This window comes from Gracilinema caldarium (genome assembly GCF_029265695.1).
Taxonomy (GTDB): domain Bacteria; phylum Spirochaetota; class Spirochaetia; order Treponematales; family Breznakiellaceae; genus Gracilinema; species Gracilinema caldarium_A.
In genome coordinates this window covers 1-22,207 of the sequence record NZ_JAJUHW010000013.1, presented here as the reverse complement: position 1 = coordinate 22,207, position 22,207 = coordinate 1, and the positions used below count along the sequence as shown (strand labels likewise).

General features: G+C 52.6%; 18 protein-coding genes and 1 pseudogene. 12 read left to right on the top strand and 7 right to left on the bottom strand.

All coding sequences use genetic code 11. The annotated features are described in order from the left end of the window. Positions 1-6: 6 nt before the first annotated feature. Together nagA and Q7P68_RS06150 are read right to left on the bottom strand one after the other, a co-directional pair. Positions 7-1,176 carry an N-acetylglucosamine-6-phosphate deacetylase gene (nagA, locus tag Q7P68_RS06155; protein ID WP_304224092.1) on the bottom strand — a complete coding sequence of 390 codons (1,170 nt, stop codon included), beginning with the start codon at positions 1,174-1,176 and terminating at the stop codon, positions 7-9. 20 nt (positions 1,177-1,196) lie between these two features. Then, positions 1,197-2,390 (bottom strand): ROK family transcriptional regulator, encoded by a 1,194-nt coding sequence (locus tag Q7P68_RS06150; protein WP_304224089.1) that lies wholly within the window; start codon positions 2,388-2,390, stop codon positions 1,197-1,199. A gap of 122 nt (positions 2,391-2,512) precedes the next feature. Between Q7P68_RS06150 and Q7P68_RS06145 the strand changes: the two genes are divergently transcribed. From Q7P68_RS06145 to Q7P68_RS06130, 4 genes are all read left to right on the top strand, one after another. Further along, a complete protein-coding gene (locus Q7P68_RS06145; RefSeq protein WP_304224086.1) occupies positions 2,513-2,713 on the top strand; it encodes a type II toxin-antitoxin system VapB family antitoxin in 201 nt (66 codons plus the stop codon). Next, complete coding sequence (gene vapC, locus Q7P68_RS06140) at positions 2,710-3,126, top strand: type II toxin-antitoxin system VapC family toxin (protein WP_304224083.1); 417 nt, start codon at positions 2,710-2,712, stop codon at positions 3,124-3,126. Before Q7P68_RS06145 ends, vapC begins: the two co-directional genes overlap by 4 nt. 38 nt (positions 3,127-3,164) lie before the next feature. Further along, positions 3,165-4,232: an alpha/beta hydrolase gene (locus tag Q7P68_RS06135; protein WP_304224081.1), complete on the top strand. Its 1,068-nt coding sequence runs from the start codon at positions 3,165-3,167 to the stop codon at positions 4,230-4,232. 73 nt (positions 4,233-4,305) lie between these two features. Beyond that, entirely contained in the window at positions 4,306-8,748 is a 4,443-nt protein-coding gene (locus Q7P68_RS06130; RefSeq protein WP_304224078.1) for an acyl-CoA dehydratase activase, read from the top strand. Here Q7P68_RS06130 and Q7P68_RS06125 read toward each other — a convergent pair. Continuing rightward, a pseudogene (locus Q7P68_RS06125) lies at positions 8,732-9,127 on the bottom strand (PIN domain-containing protein); the annotation flags it as partial. The gene Q7P68_RS06130 and the pseudogene Q7P68_RS06125 sit on opposite strands and share 17 nt — an antisense overlap. A gap of 141 nt (positions 9,128-9,268) precedes the next feature. Between Q7P68_RS06125 and Q7P68_RS06120 the strand changes: the two are divergent. From Q7P68_RS06120 to Q7P68_RS06095, 6 genes are all read left to right on the top strand, one after another. Continuing rightward, positions 9,269-9,718, top strand: a complete 450-nt coding sequence (locus Q7P68_RS06120; protein WP_304224075.1) for a nuclear transport factor 2 family protein — start codon at positions 9,269-9,271, stop codon at positions 9,716-9,718. A 1-nt stretch (position 9,719) separates the two neighbouring features. Continuing rightward, positions 9,720-10,697, top strand: a complete 978-nt coding sequence (locus tag Q7P68_RS06115) for an SDR family NAD(P)-dependent oxidoreductase (protein ID WP_304224073.1) — start codon at positions 9,720-9,722, stop codon at positions 10,695-10,697. Continuing rightward, entirely contained in the window at positions 10,694-12,286 is a 1,593-nt protein-coding gene (locus Q7P68_RS06110) for a phytoene desaturase family protein (protein WP_304224071.1), read from the top strand. Before Q7P68_RS06115 ends, Q7P68_RS06110 begins: the two co-directional genes overlap by 4 nt. Positions 12,287-12,399: 113 nt before the next feature. Next, positions 12,400-12,894 (top strand): 5-(carboxyamino)imidazole ribonucleotide mutase, encoded by a 495-nt coding sequence (gene purE, locus Q7P68_RS06105; protein WP_304224069.1) that lies wholly within the window; start codon positions 12,400-12,402, stop codon positions 12,892-12,894. Beyond that, positions 12,891-14,051 (top strand): 5-(carboxyamino)imidazole ribonucleotide synthase, encoded by a 1,161-nt coding sequence (locus Q7P68_RS06100; protein ID WP_304224067.1) that lies wholly within the window; start codon positions 12,891-12,893, stop codon positions 14,049-14,051. Before purE ends, Q7P68_RS06100 begins: the two co-directional genes overlap by 4 nt. Before the next feature lie 8 nt (positions 14,052-14,059). Continuing rightward, positions 14,060-14,965, top strand: coding sequence for an alpha/beta hydrolase (locus Q7P68_RS06095; RefSeq protein WP_304224065.1), 906 nt, complete (start codon positions 14,060-14,062; stop codon positions 14,963-14,965). On the opposite strand, the gene Q7P68_RS06090 is transcribed toward Q7P68_RS06095, so the two are convergent. Beyond that, positions 14,962-15,888, bottom strand: a complete 927-nt coding sequence (locus Q7P68_RS06090) for a radical SAM protein (protein WP_304224063.1) — start codon at positions 15,886-15,888, stop codon at positions 14,962-14,964. The genes Q7P68_RS06095 and Q7P68_RS06090 overlap by 4 nt on opposite strands. 151 nt (positions 15,889-16,039) lie before the next feature. On the opposite strand from Q7P68_RS06090, the gene Q7P68_RS06085 reads away from it, so the two are divergent. Beyond that, positions 16,040-17,068, top strand: a complete 1,029-nt coding sequence (locus Q7P68_RS06085) for a glycoside hydrolase family 5 protein (protein ID WP_304224062.1) — start codon at positions 16,040-16,042, stop codon at positions 17,066-17,068. Between the two features lie 150 nt (positions 17,069-17,218). Then, the gene (locus Q7P68_RS06080) at positions 17,219-19,306 is read left to right on the top strand and encodes a methyl-accepting chemotaxis protein (RefSeq protein ID WP_304224060.1); all 2,088 of its coding nucleotides are present in this window, start codon (positions 17,219-17,221) and stop codon (positions 19,304-19,306) included. Here the strand turns inward: Q7P68_RS06080 and hisD are convergent, their stop codons facing one another. From hisD to hisE, 3 genes are all read right to left on the bottom strand, one after another. Then, positions 19,307-20,620 (bottom strand): histidinol dehydrogenase, encoded by a 1,314-nt coding sequence (gene hisD, locus Q7P68_RS06075; RefSeq protein ID WP_304224058.1) that lies wholly within the window; start codon positions 20,618-20,620, stop codon positions 19,307-19,309. Between the two features lie 3 nt (positions 20,621-20,623). Continuing rightward, positions 20,624-21,748, bottom strand: a complete 1,125-nt coding sequence (hisC, locus tag Q7P68_RS06070; protein WP_304224057.1) for a histidinol-phosphate transaminase — start codon at positions 21,746-21,748, stop codon at positions 20,624-20,626. Continuing rightward, positions 21,745-22,207 (bottom strand): phosphoribosyl-ATP diphosphatase (gene hisE, locus Q7P68_RS06065; RefSeq protein WP_304224055.1); only part of this gene is annotated, 463 nt, incomplete at its 5' end. The genes hisC and hisE, both read right to left, overlap by 4 nt.

The window sequence follows — 22,207 nt, the reverse complement described above, 5'->3', positions numbered from 1 at the left end:
CTTATTCTATAAAAGGTTCTTTTTAAGGCTGCCGCCGACCACGGTGGCGAGGACCTGGAAATTATTGTCGAACACGACCAGATCCGCTTCGTTGCCCGGTATAATCGTTCCTCGGCGGGCAAACCGCATAACCTGGGCGGGATTGGTGCTTGCCGCCTTGACGGCATCTTCCAAAGAAAAGCCAAAGCGGACAAGGTTCTGTATGCCCCGGATCATGGTAAGGCTTGAGCCTGCGATGACATCATCAATCTTTCTGTGGAAGACTCCATCCCGGAGGACTACCTCTTCGCCGTTTGCGAAAAAGGGGCCTGCTTTTTGTTCAGTAGGTTTCAGTGCATCGGTGACAAGGACTATTTTGTCCGCCGGCTTATCGCGGCGAAGCAGGGTAAAGAGGTCCGGGTGGACATGGAAGCCGTCGGCGATGATTTCGCAGGACATTTCCGGGTGTATGAGCACTGCCCCAACCGCATTGGGGTTTCGGTGGTCCAGTTTGCTCATGGCGTTAAAAAGGTGGGTTGTATGGAGTATGCCGACCTGCATGCCTTCGACCATGTTTTCGTAGTTGGCGTTGGTATGTCCTGCCTGGAGGACAATGCCTTTTTTAACGCAGAAGAGGGCAAGCTCCCGCATGTTTTTTAATTCCGGGGCTACGGTCATGTTCACAATGTGGCCACCTGAAGCTTCCCAGAGCTGTTCCATGAATGAAAGGTCCACAGGGCTTAAGGTTTCTGGCTTTTGGACTCCGAGACGATCGGGGGAAATGAAGGGGCCTTCCAAATGAAGCCCCATAACTTTAGCCCCCGACTCTTTTCCGATTGCGGCGGATACTTGGCGTACCGCCTGGAGCATGGCCTTGGGTTCCGCGGGGTACAGGGTAGGGTTAAAGGCGGTAACGCCATATTCTGCAAGAAGCCGGGACATTTCCACCACCGATTCGGTACTGGCATCATCGGTGCCGTAGCCGCCAAAACCGTGGATATGGGTGTCTATCAACCCGGGGGCAATATAGCTCCCTCCCACATCGATCAGCGTTACGTCCGAGCTGAACCGTTTCTGTTCAAAACGGCGCTGGGCAAAAACGTCGGAGACCACACCCCCTTCTACCAGGACCGCGCAGTGTTCCATGGCCGCAAAGCCCGTCAGCACTGTTCCGTTATGTAAACATAATGATCCCATTCGTGCTTCCTCTCTTTCCCTTACTTTGCCGTTTTTTTGCTTCCCTGGGAGACCAAAGCAAAGACCTCATCCCAATCGAGCCGTACATAGCCCCGGACATCCGAAAGTTCCGGTACCGAAAATAGCTTGCCTAAAAACATAGAGGCCGCCCCATGGGCCACGTCCATCCGGCCCCCGGTGGAAAACTCAAGCCGGCAATTTACCCGGTCCATGACCTTTTTAAGGCCATCCAGGCGTTCGTTGTAAACACTCTGTACCAGGTCTTGCCGTGCACAAATATCACCGTGCAGGAATACCACCTCGGGGTCAAAAATAGAAACTACCGGTTTTAAGCTTTCAAAGAGTTCGGCCACAAAGGTTTTGTATACCTCATCATCCTGCTGGATCCGCACCATTTCCTGGAAGCTCATGCCAAACTGGCTCCCGTCGCCGGGTCTCCAGAGGACGCTGGTAAATTCCCCCGCCGCGTATCGTTTGCCGTAGTGGAGCTTGCCTCCCAATACCAGGGCCATGCCGACTCCCATGCCGGGCCCGAGTCCGGTCTGAGCATTGTGCCCGTGGTGCTCGGCCAAAACACAGAGAAAGTCCTTAAGGGCCGTATCCCGGTAACGGGCCAGGGCTTCCCAGGCACAGCAGTTTGCATCGTTTTCGAGCAACACCGGCACGGGATAGCTACAGCCGATTTCTTTGCCAAAGGGGTAGTTTTCCAATTTAAAGGGATCCGATTTGATGATGGTGCACTCGTCGGGATTCACAATTCCCGGAAGGCCGACGCAAATACCTAGGAGGGGGAGCCGGGTGCTTTCCACCACGGGGCGCATCCGTTCTACCACTTCGGCGAAGACCTCGGAAAAGTGTTTTGCCTGGACTGTGCCTTCTATTTGATGCAGGGTCGTGCCGTACACATCTACCACTACGCCGCGGAAACGGTCTACCTGCAGCTCAAGGCCCAGGACACAGCCCATCCGTTCGTTAATGCGCAGCAGTATGGGCCGCCTCCCGCCCTGGGAAGTTACTTCCCCTTCTTCGGCTTCGTAGACCACGTTCGCGTCGATGAGGGTCTGGATAATGTTGGTCACCGTGGACCGGTAAAGGTTGAGTTCCCGGGCTATTTCAATCCGGCTGATGCCGGGTTTGCGCCAGATGGTCTGGGAAACCATGGAGATATTGGCATTCCGCTGGAAGTTATTGTTGTTGATCCGCATAACTGGCATTTTATGCTCCTCGTTGTTCAGTATAGTACAGGATTTATGTTTGTACAAGGTGTGAACAAACGATTTGTAAAACATATTGTTTTTACACAATGTTTTGTGTATATTATTGTTTGGAGGTTGCTATGGCTACAAATTTAGCAATTAACGATGAATTATTAAATTACGCTCTAAAAATAGGTGGATTTCGAACAAAAAAAGATACCGTTAATGCTGCTTTAGAGGAATTTATCCAAAAAAGAAAGGCGGAAGACTTAATACAGCTTTTTGGTAAAGTTGAATATGATTCCGACTATGACTATAAAGCTTTGAGAAACAGGAAATGAAGGTTTTAGTAGATACTTCGGTATGGTCATTGGCTTTAAGAAAAACGGATAAAAATGAATTTGATGTTAAAATTGTAAACTATTTAGCTGAATTAATAAGGGATACTAATATTGTGATAATAGGCCCCATTCGGCAAGAAATACTGACTGGAATTTCACAAAAGGCAAAATTTGAAGAACTGAGGGATAAATTATCAATATTTAAAGATCAAATGTTGACCACTGATGATTATGTGCTTGCTGCAGAATATTTTAATACCTGTCGGACAAAGGGTGTTCAGGGTTCACATATAGATTTCCTCATCTGTGCTTTTTCAGTAAACAATAACTATCCCATTTTTACATTAGATAAAGATTTTGAAAACTATAAAAAGTATCTACCAATAAAAACGATGAAGATAGAAAGTGTATAATTAAAACAGTCATTGCGGTATGAGGGGAAGGAGTTAACATGAGGCGCGCTCTGCTCGGGGTAACAATATTCATCGCCATATTCTCTTTTGTCTCCTGCGAAAGCATTAATACCCGCTACGATGAAACCGAGTCCTACCGTATTTCCCTGTGGAACGATGTGCCCCTCCTGTCCCGCGACAGCGGACCGCCTGAGGCTGGGCGGACAGGCGATGCTGAGACGGAAGCAGTGCCCGTAAGCCCCTTTGCAGCCTATAGCCGGGACTTCCTTGCCAATATATGGAAGACCTGTGAGGCCGATGTGACCATAGTGTACCGGTACGGCTGGATCCTTTTTAGGGAGGAGCTCAGGCGGTCCGCGGATGTGCAGCTTTTTCTCCAGGTGCTCTACAGGACCGATGAAAGGCCCCGGGGAACCGTATTTCTTTTCCACGGCTATGCTAACGATTCAAGCCACATGACCGGGGTAGCCGGCGCCTTGCTTGCCCAGAACTGGGCGGTGGTGCTCACGGATCTGCCGGGCCATGGCCTTTCCACGGGACCGCGGGGCGACGTGGAACATTTTTCCGATTATGGCGATACGGTGCAAAGGGTCCTCGATACCATACTTACCCAGTTTGATGATGCCCTGCCGCTGCCCCTTATGGCCTTTGGGCACAGCACCGGCGCCCTCGCGCTGGTTGATTACAGTATCCGCTATGAGAGCAGGTTTTCCCGCATGGTGTTCTATGCGCCCCTTATCCGTTCAGCCTGGTGGAATACGGCCCGCTTTGGCCGCGCGCTGCTGGGCCCCTTTGTCCGGACTACCCGGGCTTTTGCCAAGTCCCCCCTGGGGCTCCGGGTCTTTCCCGTCCACTGGTTCGACAGCCTTGTCGCCTGGGAACGCTCTGCCCGCAAGCAGCAGTACATTCCCCTGCCCCCTACCCGGATCATCCAGCCCGAAAAGGACGATGTGGTCTTGAGCGATTATAACGCCCGGTTCCTCATGATCCGAGCACCCCGCACAGAACTTATCCGGCTTGGCGGCCTCAGCCACTTTGCCACCGACGCCCGCATTCCAGACCGGCGGCTTTTAGACGCGATTGTTGATTATTTCAACGCTCAATAAAAAGGCAGCTTAACAAGCTTTGTAGTTCTGTCATATTGACCGGCCCATAGGGTCCTGAGTATCATCGGTCATTATGAATACAAAGGCCCCCTATTTAGGAATTGATTGCGGTTCAACCACCGTAAAAGTTGTTGTACTCGACGATACTTTCACTATATTGGATACCCTCTATGCATACCACCGGGGCAATCCTTATGGAGTGCTCCAGCAGTATCTGCAGCACAGTCCCTATAAAACCTTTCGCTTAGTGGGTGCCACGAGCAGTACCCCCTATTTTGTGCTGGCGGACCACCGGTCGGAAAATAAAATTTGTTTTATCGATGCGGTGAAGCGGCGGTATCCGGATGTAAAAAACATCCTGCTCGTGGGCTCAGAAAAATTTGCCCGTATTATCTTTAATGATGATGGATCATACCGGAAGATGAAGGCCAATTCGACCTGCGCAGCCGGTACGGGCAGCTTCCTGGACCAGCAGGCGGTGCGGCTCGGTATTGAGTCCGCTTCCCGGCTTGCCGAACTGGCCGAGCAGTCAGGTCCCCAGACTCCGCGGATTGCAAGCCGCTGCTCTGTTTTTGCGAAAACCGACCTGATTCATGCCCAGCAGGAAGGCTGGGGGCTGCCTGAAATCTCCGATGGACTCTGCGCAGGACTGGCCCGGAATATCGCCGATACCCTTTTCCCCGCAGAACAGCTTGCAAGCCCCACCGTCATGGTGGGCGGTGTGGCCCTTAACAAACGGGTCGTCCAGCACCTGTCGGACCTTGCGGAAACGGAAATCATTCGGGACGAACAGGCCGCGCTCTATGGAGCCATCGGGGCGGTTCAGCGGGCCTTACTGGCCAATCAAAACGATCCTGCCCCAGCAGAAAAAGAACGAACCCTTGCAGACATACTAGGCAAACAGGAAGCGCGGCGCCGCTACGTTCATCAACCTTTGGAAAAGAAAAACCCCCAGTATCCTGACTTTAGTTCATACAAAAGTTACAACCTGGTGACCCAGCGGCTCGGAGAACGGAACCCCGTAGAGGTGGACCTGTATGTGCCGCTCCCTAAAGGAACGCTGCCGGTGTACCTGGGAATCGACATTGGCTCGACCAGTACTAAAGCTGCCCTGCTGGACCAGAACCGCGCCATGCTCGCAGGGCTCTATACCCGGACCGCGGGGGATCCTATCCGGGCGGTGCAAGGGCTTTTGGAGGCCCTTGAGCGTATAGAAAGTGATGAAGCGGTTCATTTTGATGTACGCACCTTCGGAACCACCGGCTCGGGCCGGAAACTTATCGGGGCCATTGTGGGGGGCGACGGCATTATCGACGAAATTACCGCCCATGCCCGGGCTGCGGTGGAACTGGACAGGCAGGTGGATACGATTATCGAAATTGGCGGCCAGGATTCCAAGTTTACGGTGCTGAAAGACGGTGTGGTGGTCTTTAGCCAGATGAACACGGTCTGCGCTGCGGGAACCGGAAGTTTTATAGAAGAACAGGCGGTCAAGCTTGGGGTACCTATCCGGGAATATGCCGCCCGGGCCCTGGGGCACGCTGCGCCGGCCACCAGCGACCGCTGTACGGTTTTTATGGAGCGGGACCTGAATAACTACCAGAACGAGGGCTATGCGGTAGAAGAGCTCCTTGTGGCAACCCTCTTTTCTGTGGCGGATAACTACCTTTCCAAGGTCGCCATGGAGGGCTCCATCGGCTCCCATGTGGTATTCCAGGGTGCTACGGCTAAAAACAAAGCGCTGGTGGCCGCCTTCGAAGAACGGCTTAAGCGGCCTATCGCGGTGTCTCCCTACTGTCACTTAACCGGCGCCATGGGGGCGGTCCTCCAGACCCTGGATGACCAGGCTGTGCCGGTCGGGGCTTCCAAATTCCGGGGCCTGGCTTTGCATCGGGAAACGATTGCCCAGCGCAACGATGTGTGTTCAGGCTGCACCAACCACTGCAAGCTGCACATTATCACCGTACAGGGCGAAGAGATTGTCTACGGATACCTCTGCGGCCGCGGGGCGGGGGACCGGAAATTTGTATCCAAAAACAAGTCCGGTTTTGACCTCCTGCGGGAACGACGGCACCTTTTGGAACAGGCCGTTCAATCCGTATCCAAACAGGGCCAGCAGAATCGGGCCAGGCAGAGCCTCACGGGCCGTCTCCAGGATGCGGTGGTTAACTTTTCGACCAGTACCATAGACCTGTTCAACGATGCGTTGCACCAGGCTGCGGACAGTGTGCTCAACACCCGGGCGACTAGCGCCCAGACTGGCAGCGTACAGGCCGCGAATGCTGCTGACGGCACCGGCCGTTCATCAATCCGTATCGGTATTCCCCGGTCTCTGTATCTGCAGGAAGACAGCAGGCTCTGGCAATACTTTTTCCAATCCCTGGGCTTTACCACCCTTATGGGTGAGGACTCAAGCGCTTCTATTGGCATGGGTAAACGTATTGCCGGCGCGGATTTTTGCGCCCCCATTTCGATGATCCACGGGCAAGTTCAGGACCTCCTTGAACGGGCCGACTATGTATTCCTCCCGATTTACCTGGAAGCACCGCGCCATGGAGAAACTGCGGGTCAGACCGAGGAACGACGCTTCTTTTATTGCAATTATTCTCAGTATACGCCTACGCTCGTGAGCGTTGCCACAAACCAGGGGGAACGGATTCTAAAACCCCTCATTTACTCCAGTTTTGGCAACGACAGCGAAGCGATTTTTGAGCTCCGGGAAATGCTCAGGCGAATTCTCGCAAGCCGGGGGCTCGACGTGCCGGTTCCTTCGGTCCTTGAACGGCTGTACCGGAACATGAAGGCGATCAAAGCGGCATTTAACAGTTCTCTCTTAGAGCTATATCAGCGGGTACGGCCTGAGACCGATGAGTTTGCCATCATGCTGACCGGGAGGCCCTACACGGCCCTGAGCAAGGGGCTTAATAAGGGAATTCCCGATATGTTTGCTGAGCATGGGCTCAAGGTTTTTTTCCATGACATGTTTCCCACGCCGGAGGGACATTATCATGACCGCCAGCTGCAGGCCTATCACTGGTACTACGCTTCCCGGGTTATCGAGACCGCCCTGTATTGCCGCAATCATCCGGTAATGTACCCCGTATTGGTCACCTCCTTTAAATGCGGACCCGACTCCTTTGCCATTGAGACCTTTAAGGAAATTCTGGACAAGGCCCATAAGCCCTATCTTATTTTACAGATTGATGAACATGACTCGGCGGTGGGCTACGAGACCCGGATCGAGGCAGCGGTCCGGGCCTTTAGGAACCATTTTGCGACTGCCAAGGAGGGGCCTCAAAAGATTGCGGCCCCATCCGTGTCTAGTCAGGCCGCTCTGAAAACAGAAAAGACTCCTTTCCCGCGGAACAAGACGGTGCTGCTTCCGAACTGGGATCCCCTGGTGGTAGAGCTTTTGGCGGCGGCCCTCCGAGGCCATGGCATCGACGCCCATGTTTTGGAAGAAAAGAGCGAATATATCCAGCATGCCATGACCCACAATTCGGGCCAATGTATCCCGGTGAGCGTTATTGCCTACGAAGTGATACGGTATATCGAAAACCATGAGCTGGACCCTCGCAACACGGTTCTCTGGATGGTCAAGGCCCTGTGGCCCTGCAATATACCCCTGTATCCACTCCAGATAGAAACCATACTCCGCAAGGCAGGTAATGGAATGGAGTCTGTTCAGGTCTTTACGGGGGATCTTACCTTTATGGACGTTTCTGCCCGTATGACCCTGGATGCCTACTATGCCTATGCGCTGGGGGGACTGCTCCGGAAAATCGGTACGAGAATTCGGCCCTACGAAACCTTGCCCGGGGCGACCGATGCGTTTATTGCTTCGGCCCTCCAAAAGTGTGCCTCGGCCCTGGAAAAACGGCAGCCTATGGTGCCGGTTATTAAGGAGATTGCCGCCGGTTTAAGCTTTATTCCTAAGAAAGAAGGGAAGCGTCCCAAGGTTGCCCTTTTCGGCGATTTTTACGTCCGGGACAACGATATTTTTAACCAGGACCTGATCCGGGCAATTGAACGGGCCGGCGGGGAAGTGGTGACCACTTCCTATGTGGAATACCTAAAGGCGACGGTGGACGCCTTCTTTGACCGGCTTCTCATTGAGCGGCGCTACGGCCCCTGGCTGGGCTATCGGGCGGTGATGATGGCTATAGCATCGGTAGAAAAGGCGCTGGAACGCCAGACTGGACTAGCCCTCAGCGAGGGGCCCTGGACAAACCGCCGGCGGCAGGATGCGTACCAGTATTTTGGTATCCGGCCGGAAATGTCGGGAGAAAACTACGACAACGCCCTTAAGCTGCTTAAAATTCTGGACGAACACCCCGATTTGGCTCTTTTTGTGCAGGCTGCCCCGGCCTTCTGCTGCGCCTCCCTAGTCACCGAGGGGATGAGCAAAGCTATCGAGAACTTAACCGGAGTCCCGGTGCTTTCCATTACCTATGATGGCACGGGAGCCCAGAAAAACGACGTGGTAGAACCCTACCTGGCTAAGTACGGGAGTTAAGTGAGCTTGAAAGCATATCGATACATTCCGCAAGCGAAATAGTTCTGCACGGCAGAGTATCACGATGCTGTAAAAGATGTATGTCCCCGCTCACCAGTATTGAACCCGGAATGGTGCACGCCAGATCGATGAATTTGTTGTCCGAAGAATCCTCCACAATCCAATTTTTGCTTTGCGGAGGTTCGTCATGGATAATAAAAAAAGGCAGTATTTCTTCATCGATAAGGTAACTGGTTTCTTCTTTGGTTAATCCAAACTTTCTATAGGAAAGAACCTGTATGTATTCATTTAAAATTGATGGGCAGATATGAGCTTTGATATTGCCTTTAAGCAAAGCATGATGGAGCGGCAATGCGGTTCCGCGGAATAATAGCATGGAAAGTAAAGTATTCTGTCAAATTTACATTTAGAAAATAGGATCAGTATGCCTTTCAATGAATGTAATAAAGATTTGCTTTTACCGTAAATTGCCTCTATACTAGGAATCATTACGGAAAAACGAAAAGAGAGGGACCTATTGATGAACGACGACCCCTATGTGATTACCAGTCTTGAGCAGTTTACTGCCCTCTGGAGCCAGACCTATAACCGGGAAGGAAAACCCGACTGGTCCTACATTATTCCCTATTATGACGAAGCTATCCATTTCCGGGACTGTATTCAGGAAGTCCGGGGGCTTAAGAATTTCAGAGAATTAACGGAACGGCTCACCAAGCGTTCCCAGGACCTGTCCATGGCCATAAAAAATGCGGTCATGCAGGACCGCTTAATCTATATGGAATGGGAAATGACTATCCTTTTCAGAAATACCCGGTCTTCGGTTGTGTATGGGGCGAGCAGAATAGTCCTTAATGAACAGGGAAAGATTGTGGACCAGCGGGATTATTATGATCTCTGGGGTGATATTTTTGATAACATTCCTGGGTTTAACAGGATGTATCGATCCTTTATGAGACGGGTGTTCGGATAACATGGAAAAGCAAACACTTTTTGCCCGCATGAAACGGTATTGGCCCCAATACAAGTGGTCCAATGTGTGGGAAATGATGCAGCACAACAAGCTGCCTCCTCAAGAATGTCGTGAGGAGTTCCGGGGAAAACTAGTGGTGATAAGCGGGGCTACGTCTGGTATCGGCTACCATACGGCCCGCCGTTATGCTGCAGCGGGGGCGGATATTCTATCCATCAACAGGAATCCCGAAAAATCGCAAGCCCTCTGCCAGGAGCTCCAGGGTGAATTTGGGATCCGCTGCGACGCCATTGTGGCGGACCTTTCGGTATTGGCGGATATACACCGGGTGGCCCAGGAACTTAATGCATGGCCCCGGCCCATCGATGTGCTCATCCACAATGCAGGGGTGTATCTAAACAAACGGACCGAGACTGTTGATGGCCTTGAAACGACCTTTGCGGTCCATTACCTTTCGTCTTTTATCATCAATTTTATGCTCCTCGACCGGCTTAAGAAGGAAGGGCGGGCCCGTATCCTGTTTGTCAGCTCTGAGGGGTACCGTTTTGCGGTCTGGGGGCTCGATCTGGATAATCTGCAATTTGAACGGGGTGGGTATTCGGGGTTAAAGGCCTATGGGTCTGCCAAAACGGCCCAGATCCTTTCCATGCACCGCTTTGCGGAGCTATTTAGGGGGTCGGGGGTGACTATAAACGCCATGCATCCGGGTATGGTGGCCACCAATACGGGGAACGAAAATCACGCCTTTTACCGCTGGTACAAAAAGAATTTTATTGACCGCTATTCTCAGTCTCCTGCGGTTTCTGCGGAGGCACTCTATTATCTGGGTGTTTCCCCAGAACTTGTGGGGGTGACCGACAGGTTTTTTAATCTGACAACCCAGGAAAACCTTGCGCCGCCTGCTCTGGACCTTGAAATGGCGGAGCTTCTCTGGCCTATCAGCATGCAGCTGGGGAGACTTTCGGGGGGACTGCAATGATGGAAGCCCATGAACTGATTGTTGTCGGAGGCGGTATAGCGGGGCTCACCGCCGCTGCCTATGCTGCAAAACGGGGTATGGACGTACTCCTTATAGAAAAGAACGAAACCTGCGGGGGGCTTATCAATACCTTTTCCCGGGATGGCTTTACCTTTGATGGCGGTGTACGGGCCCTGGAAAGCGCGGGCATTATAAAACCCATGCTGGCGGACCTGGGGATTGAACTTCCCAGCGTAAAAAGCCCCGTTTCAGTTGGTATTGGAAAAGACATTATTACCGTGGAGAGCGAAGGGGATCTGGATTCCTACGAAGCGCTGCTCCGCAGAACCTATCCTGAAAGCGGCGAAGATATTGATAGGCTTGTGTCGCTTATTCGAACCGTGATGTCCCACATGAAGATCCTCTACGCGGTGGATAACCCGCTTTTTAAAAAATTCCGGGAAGACCTGGGGTATTTCCTGCGGGTATACCTTCCCTGGATGGGTAAATTTATCCTTACCCTCCGGAAACTGGATAGCCTCAAGGGCCCGGTAGAAGAGTACCTTGCGGGCATCATTAAAAATCCCTCCCTGCGGGATATAGTGGATCAGCACTTCTTTAAGGCCACACCGACCTTTTTTGCCATGAGCTACTTTTACCTCTACACCGATTATTTTTATCCTATTGGCGGTGTTGGGAAGCTCCCCGAGCGGGTCCAGGAAAAACTCCTTAAGTTCGGCGGAAAACTCAAAACGGGGCGGCGGATTGTAACCGTGAAACCTGCAGAAAAAGTGCTGGTCGATGACCATGGCAACAGTTACGAGTACAAGAAGCTCATTTGGGCTGCGGATCTGCGTTTTCTCTATGCCAATACGGAAACGGGCGGACTTCCTGAGCCGGTAGTCCGAAATATTGCTGCCACAAGGACCGCCATGGAGACCGCGAGAAGTTCCGAGTCTGTGTTTACCCTCTTTATCGCGGCGGACCTGCCGCCAGACTATTTTAGCGCCCTGTCCCGGGGGCATTTTTTCTATACCCCCTCAGCCCAGGGACTGGGATCCATTCACCGCAAGGAGCTTGCATCGCTTCTAGAACGGTGGGAACGGCTGAGCCGAGCTACTATTCTGGACTGGCTCGATCGGTTTTGCCGCTACAACACCTATGAAATATCAATTCCTGTATTAAAGGATCCCCAGGCGGCCCCTCCGGGCAAGACCGGTATCATTGCGAGCCTCCTGTTTGATTACGAACTGGTAAAGCGAGTCCATACCGATGGCTGGTACGATGAGTTTAAGGCCTATCTGGAACAAAAAATCCTTTCGGTGCTTACTGAAAACCTATACCCCCAGCTTGCGGGCCGCATCCTTTTTTCGTTTTCCGCGAGCCCCCTCAGTATCGAAGAACGGGTAGCAAGCTCTGGCGGCGCAATTGTCGGCTGGTCCTTTGAATACCCTATCCCGGTTACTTCCAGCATGCTTGGTGTAAACGAGTCGGTCCTGACAGCCATTCCCGACGTATACCAGGCAGGCCAATGGTCCTACAGTCCGACCGGAGTGCCCACGTCCATTATGACAGGTCGTCTTGCAGCTGACCGGGTAGCAAAAAAATAGCCCTCAAAGAGGCTGCCCCTTGTTGTCTCAATGTCCCTTCGGTATTTTCCCTCGGTCATTGTGTAAAATTTCCATTTATACTATAAAACTGGCAGCACAGAAGGAGCCAGGCTATGCAGGTATTGATTGGAATGATTATGGGATCCAGTTCCGATTGGGAAACCATGAGTCACGGAGCGGCCCTGCTCGATGAATTAGGGATTCCCTATGAGGTGGAAGTGGTGTCGGCCCACAGAACACCGGATAAACTTTTTTGTTATGCAGAACAGGCCGAGGGCCGGGGCATCGAGGTTATTATTGCCGGCGCTGGCGGAGCGGCCCATTTACCGGGTATGACGGCCGCAAAAACATCCCTGCCGGTGCTGGGCGTTCCGGTCCAGTCCAAGGCCTTAAATGGTCTTGATTCATTGCTTTCTATTGTACAGATGCCTGCAGGGATTCCTGTGGGAACCCTGGCTATAGGCAAGGCCGGGGCTGCCAATGCAGCCCTCCTTGCGGCAAGCATCCTGGCTAATAAATATCCAGAAATCCGAGAACGGCTTAAGGCATACCGGAAAAAGCAGACTGAGACGGTTTTAGCTAAGCCAGATCCCCGGGAGGGCCTATGAGCGAATACGGCGCATTACCGCCCAAGCCGGCGCAGGGGCCCCGCACCGCCGCCCAGACAAGCAGCGCTCCCATGAAGCGGATCGGTATCCTGGGCGGCGGCCAGCTTGCCCGCATGCTGGCCTTGGCGGGCCACAGCCTGGGACTGGAGTTTGCATTCCTTGACCCCGCTCCCGACGCCTGCGCCGCTGCGGTGGCCCGCCAGGTGCGGGGCCCCTACGACGATACAGCAAAACTGGAAGAGCTTGCTTCCTGGGCAGATATTATCACCTACGAGTTCGAAAATGTGCCAGCCCAAGCGGTCCGGTTTTTGGAGGAAGGCCGGCGGCTGGTCTATCCCCCGGCGGAAGCCCTGGCCGTATCCCGGGACCGGCTTTCGGAAAAAACGCTTTTTACCGAGCTTGGCGTTCCTACCCCGGCCTTTGCGGCCATAGAAAGCCTCTCGGATCTTGAGTCGGCGGTAAAAACTATCGGACTTCCTGCGGTGCTTAAAACGCGAACCCTGGGCTATGACGGCAAGGGCCAGTCGGTGCTTCGCCGCGCCGAAGACTGCGCAGCCGCCTGGGAGCATATCCAGGGGCGGAGCGCCATCCTCGAAGCCTTTGTGCCCTTTACCCGGGAAGTTTCGATTATTGCTGTCCGGAGCAGCACTGGAGAAGAAGCCTTTTATCCCCTGACAGAAAATATACACCGGGAGGGTATCCTCAGGTTCTCCCGTCCCCATGCCGCTGATCCGCGCCAGGCAGAAGCGGAGTCTTATGCCCGTAAAATCCTGGACCGTCTCAATTATGTGGGGGTCCTTGCCCTTGAGCTTTTTGATACCCCCGAAGCCCTGGTGGCCAACGAAACCGCCCCCCGGGTTCACAATTCGGGTCACTGGACCATAGAAGGGGCTTCGACAAGCCAGTTCGAAAACCACCTGCGGGCTATTCTGGGGCTTCCTTTGGGTCGTACCGACCTGCGGGGGGCCGCTGCCATGATAAACTGCATCGGAAGCCTGCCAAAGCGGGAAGCAATTCTTGCCATACCGGGGGCCCACTATCATGATTACGGCAAGGAAGGCCGGCCGGGCCGCAAGGTGGGCCACTATACGCTGACCGCCGCAAGCGACGAAGCGCTGGATGAGCTTATACGGCGCTTTGTGCCGTCATCAATATAAATCCTCCTATGACGCCCAGCTTCCAGAGCCAGGTATGGCGGCAGATTATCCAGTTTATGTTTCGCCGCAAGGACCTCAGTATTTTTGAAGAACGGGAGCGGTCGGAAAGGACCGCCCGCTTTCATCCGCCCTTTCCGCGCTCTCTCTCGATAGATGAATACGATATTGATGGAATGCGGGGAGCTCTAGTAGGGCCCAAAGCGGCACCGCAAGGCCCTATCGTGCTGTATTTCCATGGAGGGGGCTACGTTTTGGGCAGCATCGAGTCATCCCTCCTTTTGTGCGCCCCCCTGGCGGAAGCCCTGTCACTTCCGATGTTCCTGTTCGAATACCGGCTTGCGCCGGAACATCCCTATCCGGCCGCCCTGGAAGACGCCCTCGCGGCCTATCATTGGCTCCGCTCCAGCGGGTATCAGGGTAGGCAGATTGTGTTTCTGGGAGATTCGGCTGGCGGGGGCCTTGCATTGGCCGCAGCCATGGCTCTGAGCGACAGGGGCGAGCCCTTGCCTGCAGCGCTCCTCCTTTATTCTCCCTGGACTGACCTGACAAACTCAAGCGATTCCCATCGCACGAATGCCGGCCGGGACGTGATGCTGACTACCGGCATGCTCCAGCGCTGGGCTCGAGCCTATGCCGGGTCACGGCCCCTCGATGATCCGTATATCTCCCCACGCTTTGGATCCTTTAAGGGCCTCCCGCCCATACTCATCCAGGTTGATGAAAGTGAAATCCTTTTGGATGACAGCCGCTCGGTTGCCGACGCAGCCCGTGCCGCTGGGGTTCCTGTGGAACTGGAGATATGGCAGGGGCTCTGGCATGTGTGGCCTGCAGTGGGAACCATGATTCCCGAAACGATGCTCTCTTTTCAGCGTATAAAGGATTTTTTAAGCCCCTTTCTCAATTATACAAACTAAACAAAAACCTCAACCGGTATAGTATAAGGCTCTAGTTTCCGTATCAGAGAGGCCCGGCGCTCAAGAAGATACGCTTCGTCTACCGGTTCGGCCAGGGGATCCTCCGGTGCGGGGCGGGCCTTCCCGTAAAGCTGCAGGCGCTGGGGACCAGGCCGCGGCGGCGGCACAGTGCCCGACAATTCCACTAAACGCCGGACCAGGTTTTCCCAGGCGCGTACTTCTTCCTGCGGAGCTGGCTGGCCGCCGATTTTACATACCATGGTCTGGATCACAAAGGGGGCCCGCCCCGCAAAGTCTTCGATAGCCCGGCACAGGCTTTCAAAACTAATGGCAGAGCGGTTTATCTTCCGGTACCAGGCTTCGGTTCCCGCATCGACCTTAAGCCAGATTTCAAGCTCTTTCCCTGTCCCGCTGAAAGGTTCCATTGCTCCCCTGGCTGCGATGGCAAGGAAATCCGCCGTTTCTGGATTAAGAAGCCCGGTACCGTTAGTAATGAGTACCAGTTTTGCCTGTGAATACAATTCGTTCCGCAGCTGCCCGGCCAATTCAAGGGCCGGCCTAAAGGCTGGGTGCAGGGTAGGCTCTCCATTGCCTGAAAATGAAAGGTCCTTTACATTCAGGTCTGTGCTTGTCTCCGAAGGAGAAAAAACTGATCTGGATCGAAGTCCTTGGCTCCCATCCATATTCAGCGCCACAGCAAATTCCCGCAGGCCCCTCTCCAGGGCTGGGAGCGAAAATTGTATGTCCGAGGTAAAGGGGAACACCTCGCAATAGGGGCAGTCAAAACTGCAGGTCTTTTTGTCCGAGAAGAGGTTAATGCCTATCGAAAGGCCTCGGGCCCTGCGGGATATTACGGGATAAACAATAGCTCCCGCTTCCCGGTCAAGCCGGTGGTCTTGGGCAGAACGAATGGTAAGCGCCATACCGAAACTATACTATTACGGAGACCTTCGGTCGAGTAAAAAAACTTTACAGCTGTGCTAAGGTAGGCTACAGTTATATTGGTTGGCAAATATCAATCAACATGAGACTTGTACCGGTTCCAATAGCAACCGGATAAAGGGGAGTGAACCTATGAAACCCATGTGCAAAACTATCGGCATCGTCTTAGCATCAATTTTAACGATCATTTCCTGTGCTCCGGACAATCGGTTCTTGGCGGTTGATAAGTCAGGCAAGACGGTAGTAGAACGTTTCGGCCAATTGCAGGTGATGGGTACCCGCCTTGGTACCCAGGAGGGTAAACCAGTGCAGCTCCGGGGCATGAGTTCCTTTGGGCTTCAGTGGGCAGGTAAATATGCCAATGATGAGGTGATTCAATGGCTCCGCGATGACTGGAACATGCAGGTGTGGCGGGCTGCCATGTACCTGACCCAAGGGGGCTATATCGAAAACCCGGTTATTAAGGAAAAAGTCATTAGTTCTATAGAAGCGGCGCTTAAGCTGGGGATTTATGTTATTGTAGACTGGCATGTGTTAAGTGATAAAAATCCCTTAGTGTACAAAGATAAGGCTATCGAGTTTTTTACCGACATAGCCCAGAAGTATGGCACATACCCGAACATTATCTACGAAATCTGTAATGAACCGAACGGAAAGGAAGTGACCTGGCAGGGCCAGATAAAGCCCTATGCAGAGGCTGTCATCGGTGCGATCAGGGCAATAGACCCGGACAACATTATTATTGTGGGCACCCCCAACTGGAGCCAGGATGTGGATGTGGCTGCGGAAGATCCCATCAAAGACTATAAAAACATCATGTATACCCTGCATTTCTATGCGGGGACCCACGGGGAAGCACTGCGGAAAAAGGCGGAAAAAGCCCTGGCCAAGGGGCTCCCGATTTTCGTCACCGAATGGGGAACCTCCGATGCTTCTGGCGGCGGAGGATTTTATCCTGATCAGTCAAAGGTGTGGCTTTCGTTCCTGAAAAAACATGGCATTTCATGGGTCAACTGGTCGGTCAACAACAAGGGCGAAGAATCGGGGACCCTGGTATACAACGCCGACCGGGAAGGAAAGGGCCGCTGGCAGGATGCGGACCTTTCTCCCTCAGGCCGCTTTATCCGCAAGGTTCTCAGGAACGAAATACGGATTCCTTAAAAATTTTAATTTCTAAGTGGTCATTAACACAAAAAATTTTATTTCGATCTCTTAAATTAACTATAAATTCATTGGTGAAATTTAATACATTAGATATAATTGTAGTCAATATTGTATACATAACTGCCTATGAGCTTGAGAGGAGTCATTATGACTATACAAAGACGCATCAGTATTGTTGCTATATTATCAATTTTAATAGCCGTTTTTCTTGCCTTAAGTGTTGCGACTTTTCCTATCATGACCTATATCGAAAAACGGTTTTATGACCAAGTACCCTACATGCTCAACTCAATAAAGATTGATATTCAAACTGAAATTGCCCGAGGTACAGAAGCTTCCATTTCTTTTGCCCGCAATCCGGCTCTTATAGACTGGATTAAATCTGGAGAAAGGGACCAAAAACTTACAGCAATTATGACAGCTACCATGGCGGAACTGGCAACACGAAAAGGTTTTTCTACTTCTTTTGCCGCCAGTACTGTTACGGGATCCTTTTATGACAAGGGTAAATATCTAAACACCCTCACAAAGAATGATCCTGATGATAGCTGGTTTTTTGATAGCCTTTCATCTCCAGAAGATGTGCTGCTCAATGTGGATTATAACGCCAAACTCGATTCCACTCTGCTTTGGTTTAATGCTCTTGTCCGTGACAATGGGAATGCTATTGGTATCGCTGGTATCGGAATATCTTTAACCGATGTGGTCCGTCAGTTTAAAAACTCAGAACCAAGTAAAAACAGTGTAGTATTGCTCTGTGATAATACAGATACGATTCTCATTACCAGTCTTGATGAAAATAACAAAACAAAATTAAGCGACTTTGTTCCCTCAACAATGCAGCCAATAAATGGTTATAAAGGCTTACAGTCCTTTGTTCAAAAGGGCCAAAAATACATTGTCGCACAATCACCCATACAGAATAGCCTCTACACCATACACACAATTATGCCGATTAATGATTTTTTGCCTACTTTATGGGAAATAAATGGTCTTGCGATACTGGTTGCTATCATCCTTGCGGTACTTATTACCTTCATTTTGCAATTATTTTTGCGATTCTCATTTAAGAACCTCCGTAAATTGCAGGATGCCCTTCATGACATCGCAAGCGGTAATGGTGATTTAACAAAACGGATTGAGGTGACAAATGATGAGGTCGGCTTAGTTTCTGACCGATTTAATACTTTCGTTCACAATTTGCAGTCCATGGTTGTTGAAATACGGAACGCAATAGATAAAGCCAAGGCTCTCAATACCAGCATTCTCCAATCGAACCACGAAAGCAGTGTTGCCATGGTAGAAATTGCAGAAAACATTAAGGCTATCAACGAACGGTCTGTTTCTCTGGATACGAACATGGATGAATCTAAAAACAGAGCTAGCGAGATTATTCAATCGGTGAACCAGTACGGAAACCGCATTGTAGAGCAATCAGCCATGGTTCAGCAATCAACAGCTGCGATTGTGGAAATGCAGGCTTCTATCAAAAATCTTTCGGAACTTTCGGAGAAAAAGAACAAAACAGTAGCTCAATTGGTAGAAGTAGCTCAAGATGGCGGCCGTTCATTAGAAGAAACAAAGGCATCCTTTAATGAGCTTATCGAAAAACGTATGCAAGCAATTAGCGATATGAACCAATTGGTCGCTAAAGTTGCAGCCCAGACAAATCTTCTTGCCATGAACGCCGCGATCGAGGCTGCTCATGCGGGTGAACATGGGGCAGGATTTGCTGTTGTGGCCGATGAAATACGAAACCTGGCCGAAGCTACCGCCACAAATGCGAAAAATATAAGCCTTGCAATTAAGGCTATGAAAGATGGTGTGGACCTGACCGGACATACTATAGACAAGAATCTAGAACTGTTTACCGCTATCGAGCAAGAAGTACAGTCTATGGGAAATAGTTTTAGTGAGATCTTCCATGCCCTCAAAGAAATCGCAGTGAGCAGCGAACAGGTCATGCAAGCTATGAATCGTCTTAACGATTATACGAGCGGAGTCAAAGATGATGTTCATCGGGTTGATGAAAACACCAGACTGCTCGCGGATATCTTTGATACGGTAAAGAACCTCTCCTCCGAAATACGAAATGGAATCACCGAGGTTGCTGCCGGTACCAACGAAATCCGCGACGCTATTCATCTCCTCAACGAGCTGAACCAGCAGTTTACAGACCAGTTCCAAACGATTATCGACCAGGTCCAGAGTTTTAAAATTGCTGAAAACGACTGATTAAGGCTCTATTTTCCCCCTGCTTTCGGCGCTCCGGCGGTGGGCATCCAGGCCTTCTGCCCGGGCTATAAGGGCGGCGGCCCGGCGGCTCGCTTCAAAGCCAGCGCCGGGGGCACAGCGGAGGCTTGTCACGGTTTTAATAAAGTGCCGTACCGAAAGGCCGCCGGTAAAGCGGGCGCTGCCTGAGGTGGGAAGCGTATGGTTTATCCCCGCCGAATAGTCCCCCAGCACCTCCGCCGCCAAAGAACCAATAAAAAGGCTTCCGTAGTTTCTGAGCTTTGGTATGATGGCTTCTGCTGCCGTAAGGTGCAGTTCCAGGTGTTCCGGAGCGATCGTATTGGCGATGCGGACCGCTTCATCGAGCGACGTATAGATAACAATGAGTCCACCGGCATCCAAGGATGCGCGGGCAGTTTCTGCGGTGCTCAGCGTTCCAAGCTGCTTTTCCAGGGCTGCGGTTACCCTTTCCGCCATGGGCCGGTTCGGTACAAGGAGCCTTGCCCGGGCATCCGGGTCATGTTCCGCCTGGGCAAGCAGGTCCGCTGCGATAAGATCCGGCTCGGCATTTCCGTCGGCGATGATAAGCACATCCGTAGGACCCGCCACAAAGTCTATGCCCACCTGGCCAAAAAGAATGCGTTTTGCCGCGGCCACATACTTGTTCCCGGGCCCTACAATAACATCGCAGCGGGGCACCGATTCGGTTCCAAAGGCCGCCGCCGCAATAGCCTGGGCGCCGCCGGTGGCAAATATGCGGTCCGCCCCGGCAAGGGCTGCCGCAGCGAGAATCCGCCGGTCGGGCTTACCGTCCTCTAAGGGCGGCGAGAGGAGAACCACTTCAGCGACCCCAGCCACCTTAGCGGGGATGACCCCCATAAGGACCGTAGAAATGAGGGGGAAGCGCCCTGCAGGCACATAGACTGCAGCCCGTTCAACCGGAATACAGCGCTGGCCCGTAAAAAGCCCGCTCTCTAGTTCGCTTTCAAAGTCGGCAAACTGTTTTTTCTGAAGTACCGCAAAATGCCTGATATGGTCCGCTGCGAGGCGGAGAGCGGCTGCTAGCTCTCTGTCGAACCGTTCCAGTTCTTCCAATGCATGGCGGGCCTCCGCAGGAGAAACTTCCAAGTGTTCGGGGCTTGAGCGGTCAAAGCGGGCCGCATAGTCCCGCAGGGCCCGGTCTCCGCCGCTCTGGACCTGGGCGATAATATCTCGTACCGTCTGCTCTACCCTGCCAGGGTCTGTTTCCGCAGCTCTCCCCGCAGCGCCTGCGTGGTTCCAATAGGCATTAAAATCCGGTGCATCTATGATAATCATATCCTACCCCTGTGAACGCTCAATGATATCTCTGCAAATGCGGACAAAGCTCTCCATTTCTTCGTCGGTGCCGATGCTGACCCGGAGATACTCGCTGATCCGCGGCTTGTTCCAGTGCCGCACAAGAATTCCCCTGCTGCGCAGTTCCTGGAACAGCTCAGCCCCAGACCGCTCAGGGTGACGAATAAAAATAAAGTTTGCAGCCGAGGGAATAACCTCAAAGCCGGCTTCTTCCAGGGCCCGTCTTGTATTTTCACGGGTTGCCGCGATTTTTGCCGCCATAGCATCGTAATATTCCCGGTTTTCGATGGCCGCCTGGGCGCCCGCCAGGGCAAGCCGGTCCAGGGTATAGGAATTAAAAGAGTCCTTAACGCGCCTCAGCCCCTCGATAAGGTCCGGCTGTCCCAGGGCGTAACCCACCCGGAGCCCCGCGAGGGAGCGGGACTTGGACAGGGTGTGAACCACGAGCAGGTTGTCATAGCGCTGCACCTGGTCTGCCATGGACTCGGCGCCGAAATCCACATAGGCTTCGTCTATAAGAACGACGTTCTGTTCCTGTTGATGAAATGCCACCAGGTCTATAAGGGCCCCTTTCCCCAGGGCGCGGCCGGTTGGTGCGTTGGGGTTAGCGAGAACAACGCCGCTGGCAGGGCGCCGGTAATGAGCCGTATCGATTTCGAATTTCTCGGTGACGGGAACTGTTTCGTACTCGATATTCCAGAGGTCAGCGTAGACGGGGTAAAAACTATAGGTAATGTCGGGAAAAAGGAGGGGCTGGCGCTCTGTTCTGTCCCGGGGCCCAAAAAAGGCGGCAAAGGCAAAGGCGAGAATTTCATCGGACCCGTTGCCCACAAAGACCCAGTCCGCTCCTGGTAGGCCATATCGAGCAGCGATTGCGCTTCTTAAGACGAAGCAGGTCGGGTCAGGATAGAGCCTCAGGTCTTCGTTCGCTGCGGCTCGAATTGCTTCGAGTACCTTCGGTGACGGAGGGTAGGGGCTCTCGTTGGTATTAAGTTTGATGTACCGACGGTCCCGGGGTTGTTCCCCCGGAGTGTAGGGTTCAAGCTCGGAGATCCTTTTGCTCCAATAGGGGCTCTTCTCCATGGTTTTTTCTGTAGGTCTTTTCATTTTTTGTGCCGCCGGTCCAGTTCTGCCATAACCTCAGCCACGGAAACCCCGGCCCGGGTCATGAGCACCGTGGTAAAATAAAGGAGGTCCGCCACTTCCCAGACTATTTCGTCATGGGTTTTGGCGGTGCAGACTTCTTCTGCCTCTTCCATCACCTTTTCCCTAACCCGTTCATCGTCCAGGGTAGCCGTGTAAGACCCCGGTTTGGGATTGCGGAACCGCTCGGTTACTATGCTTTGCAAAAGTTCCCAGGTATAGCGCTGGTCCGTAAAGCAGGTCCAGTTTCCCGTATGGCAGGTGGGGCCTGAAGGAACCACCGTGGCGAGCAGGGTGTCCCGGTCGCAGTCCGCCCGGAGCCGCAGCAGTTTGAGGGTGTTTCCCGAACTTTCGCCCTTCATCCAGAGTTTGTTGCGGCTCCGGCTATAAAAGCAAAGGTTACCCCGCTGAAAGGTTTCCGCC

Coding starts and splice junctions, on each gene's coding strand:
- Q7P68_RS06100 (WP_304224067.1), top strand. CDS start 12,891: ATGAGCGAATACGGCGCATTACCGCCCAAGCCGGCGCAGGGGCCCCGC.
- purE (WP_304224069.1), top strand. CDS start 12,400: ATGCAGGTATTGATTGGAATGATTATGGGATCCAGTTCCGATTGGGAA.
- hisD (WP_304224058.1), bottom strand. CDS start 20,620: ATGATTATCATAGATGCACCGGATTTTAATGCCTATTGGAACCACGCA.
- Q7P68_RS06135 (WP_304224081.1), top strand. CDS start 3,165: ATGAGGCGCGCTCTGCTCGGGGTAACAATATTCATCGCCATATTCTCT.
- Q7P68_RS06145 (WP_304224086.1), top strand. CDS start 2,513: ATGGCTACAAATTTAGCAATTAACGATGAATTATTAAATTACGCTCTA.
- hisC (WP_304224057.1), bottom strand. CDS start 21,748: ATGAAAAGACCTACAGAAAAAACCATGGAGAAGAGCCCCTATTGGAGC.
- Q7P68_RS06115 (WP_304224073.1), top strand. CDS start 9,720: ATGGAAAAGCAAACACTTTTTGCCCGCATGAAACGGTATTGGCCCCAA.
- Q7P68_RS06095 (WP_304224065.1), top strand. CDS start 14,060: ATGACGCCCAGCTTCCAGAGCCAGGTATGGCGGCAGATTATCCAGTTT.
- Q7P68_RS06120 (WP_304224075.1), top strand. CDS start 9,269: ATGAACGACGACCCCTATGTGATTACCAGTCTTGAGCAGTTTACTGCC.
- Q7P68_RS06080 (WP_304224060.1), top strand. CDS start 17,219: ATGACTATACAAAGACGCATCAGTATTGTTGCTATATTATCAATTTTA.
- Q7P68_RS06110 (WP_304224071.1), top strand. CDS start 10,694: ATGATGGAAGCCCATGAACTGATTGTTGTCGGAGGCGGTATAGCGGGG.
- nagA (WP_304224092.1), bottom strand. CDS start 1,176: ATGGGATCATTATGTTTACATAACGGAACAGTGCTGACGGGCTTTGCG.
- Q7P68_RS06090 (WP_304224063.1), bottom strand. CDS start 15,888: ATGGCGCTTACCATTCGTTCTGCCCAAGACCACCGGCTTGACCGGGAA.
- Q7P68_RS06085 (WP_304224062.1), top strand. CDS start 16,040: ATGAAACCCATGTGCAAAACTATCGGCATCGTCTTAGCATCAATTTTA.
- Q7P68_RS06150 (WP_304224089.1), bottom strand. CDS start 2,390: ATGCCAGTTATGCGGATCAACAACAATAACTTCCAGCGGAATGCCAAT.
- vapC (WP_304224083.1), top strand. CDS start 2,710: ATGAAGGTTTTAGTAGATACTTCGGTATGGTCATTGGCTTTAAGAAAA.
- Q7P68_RS06130 (WP_304224078.1), top strand. CDS start 4,306: ATGAATACAAAGGCCCCCTATTTAGGAATTGATTGCGGTTCAACCACC.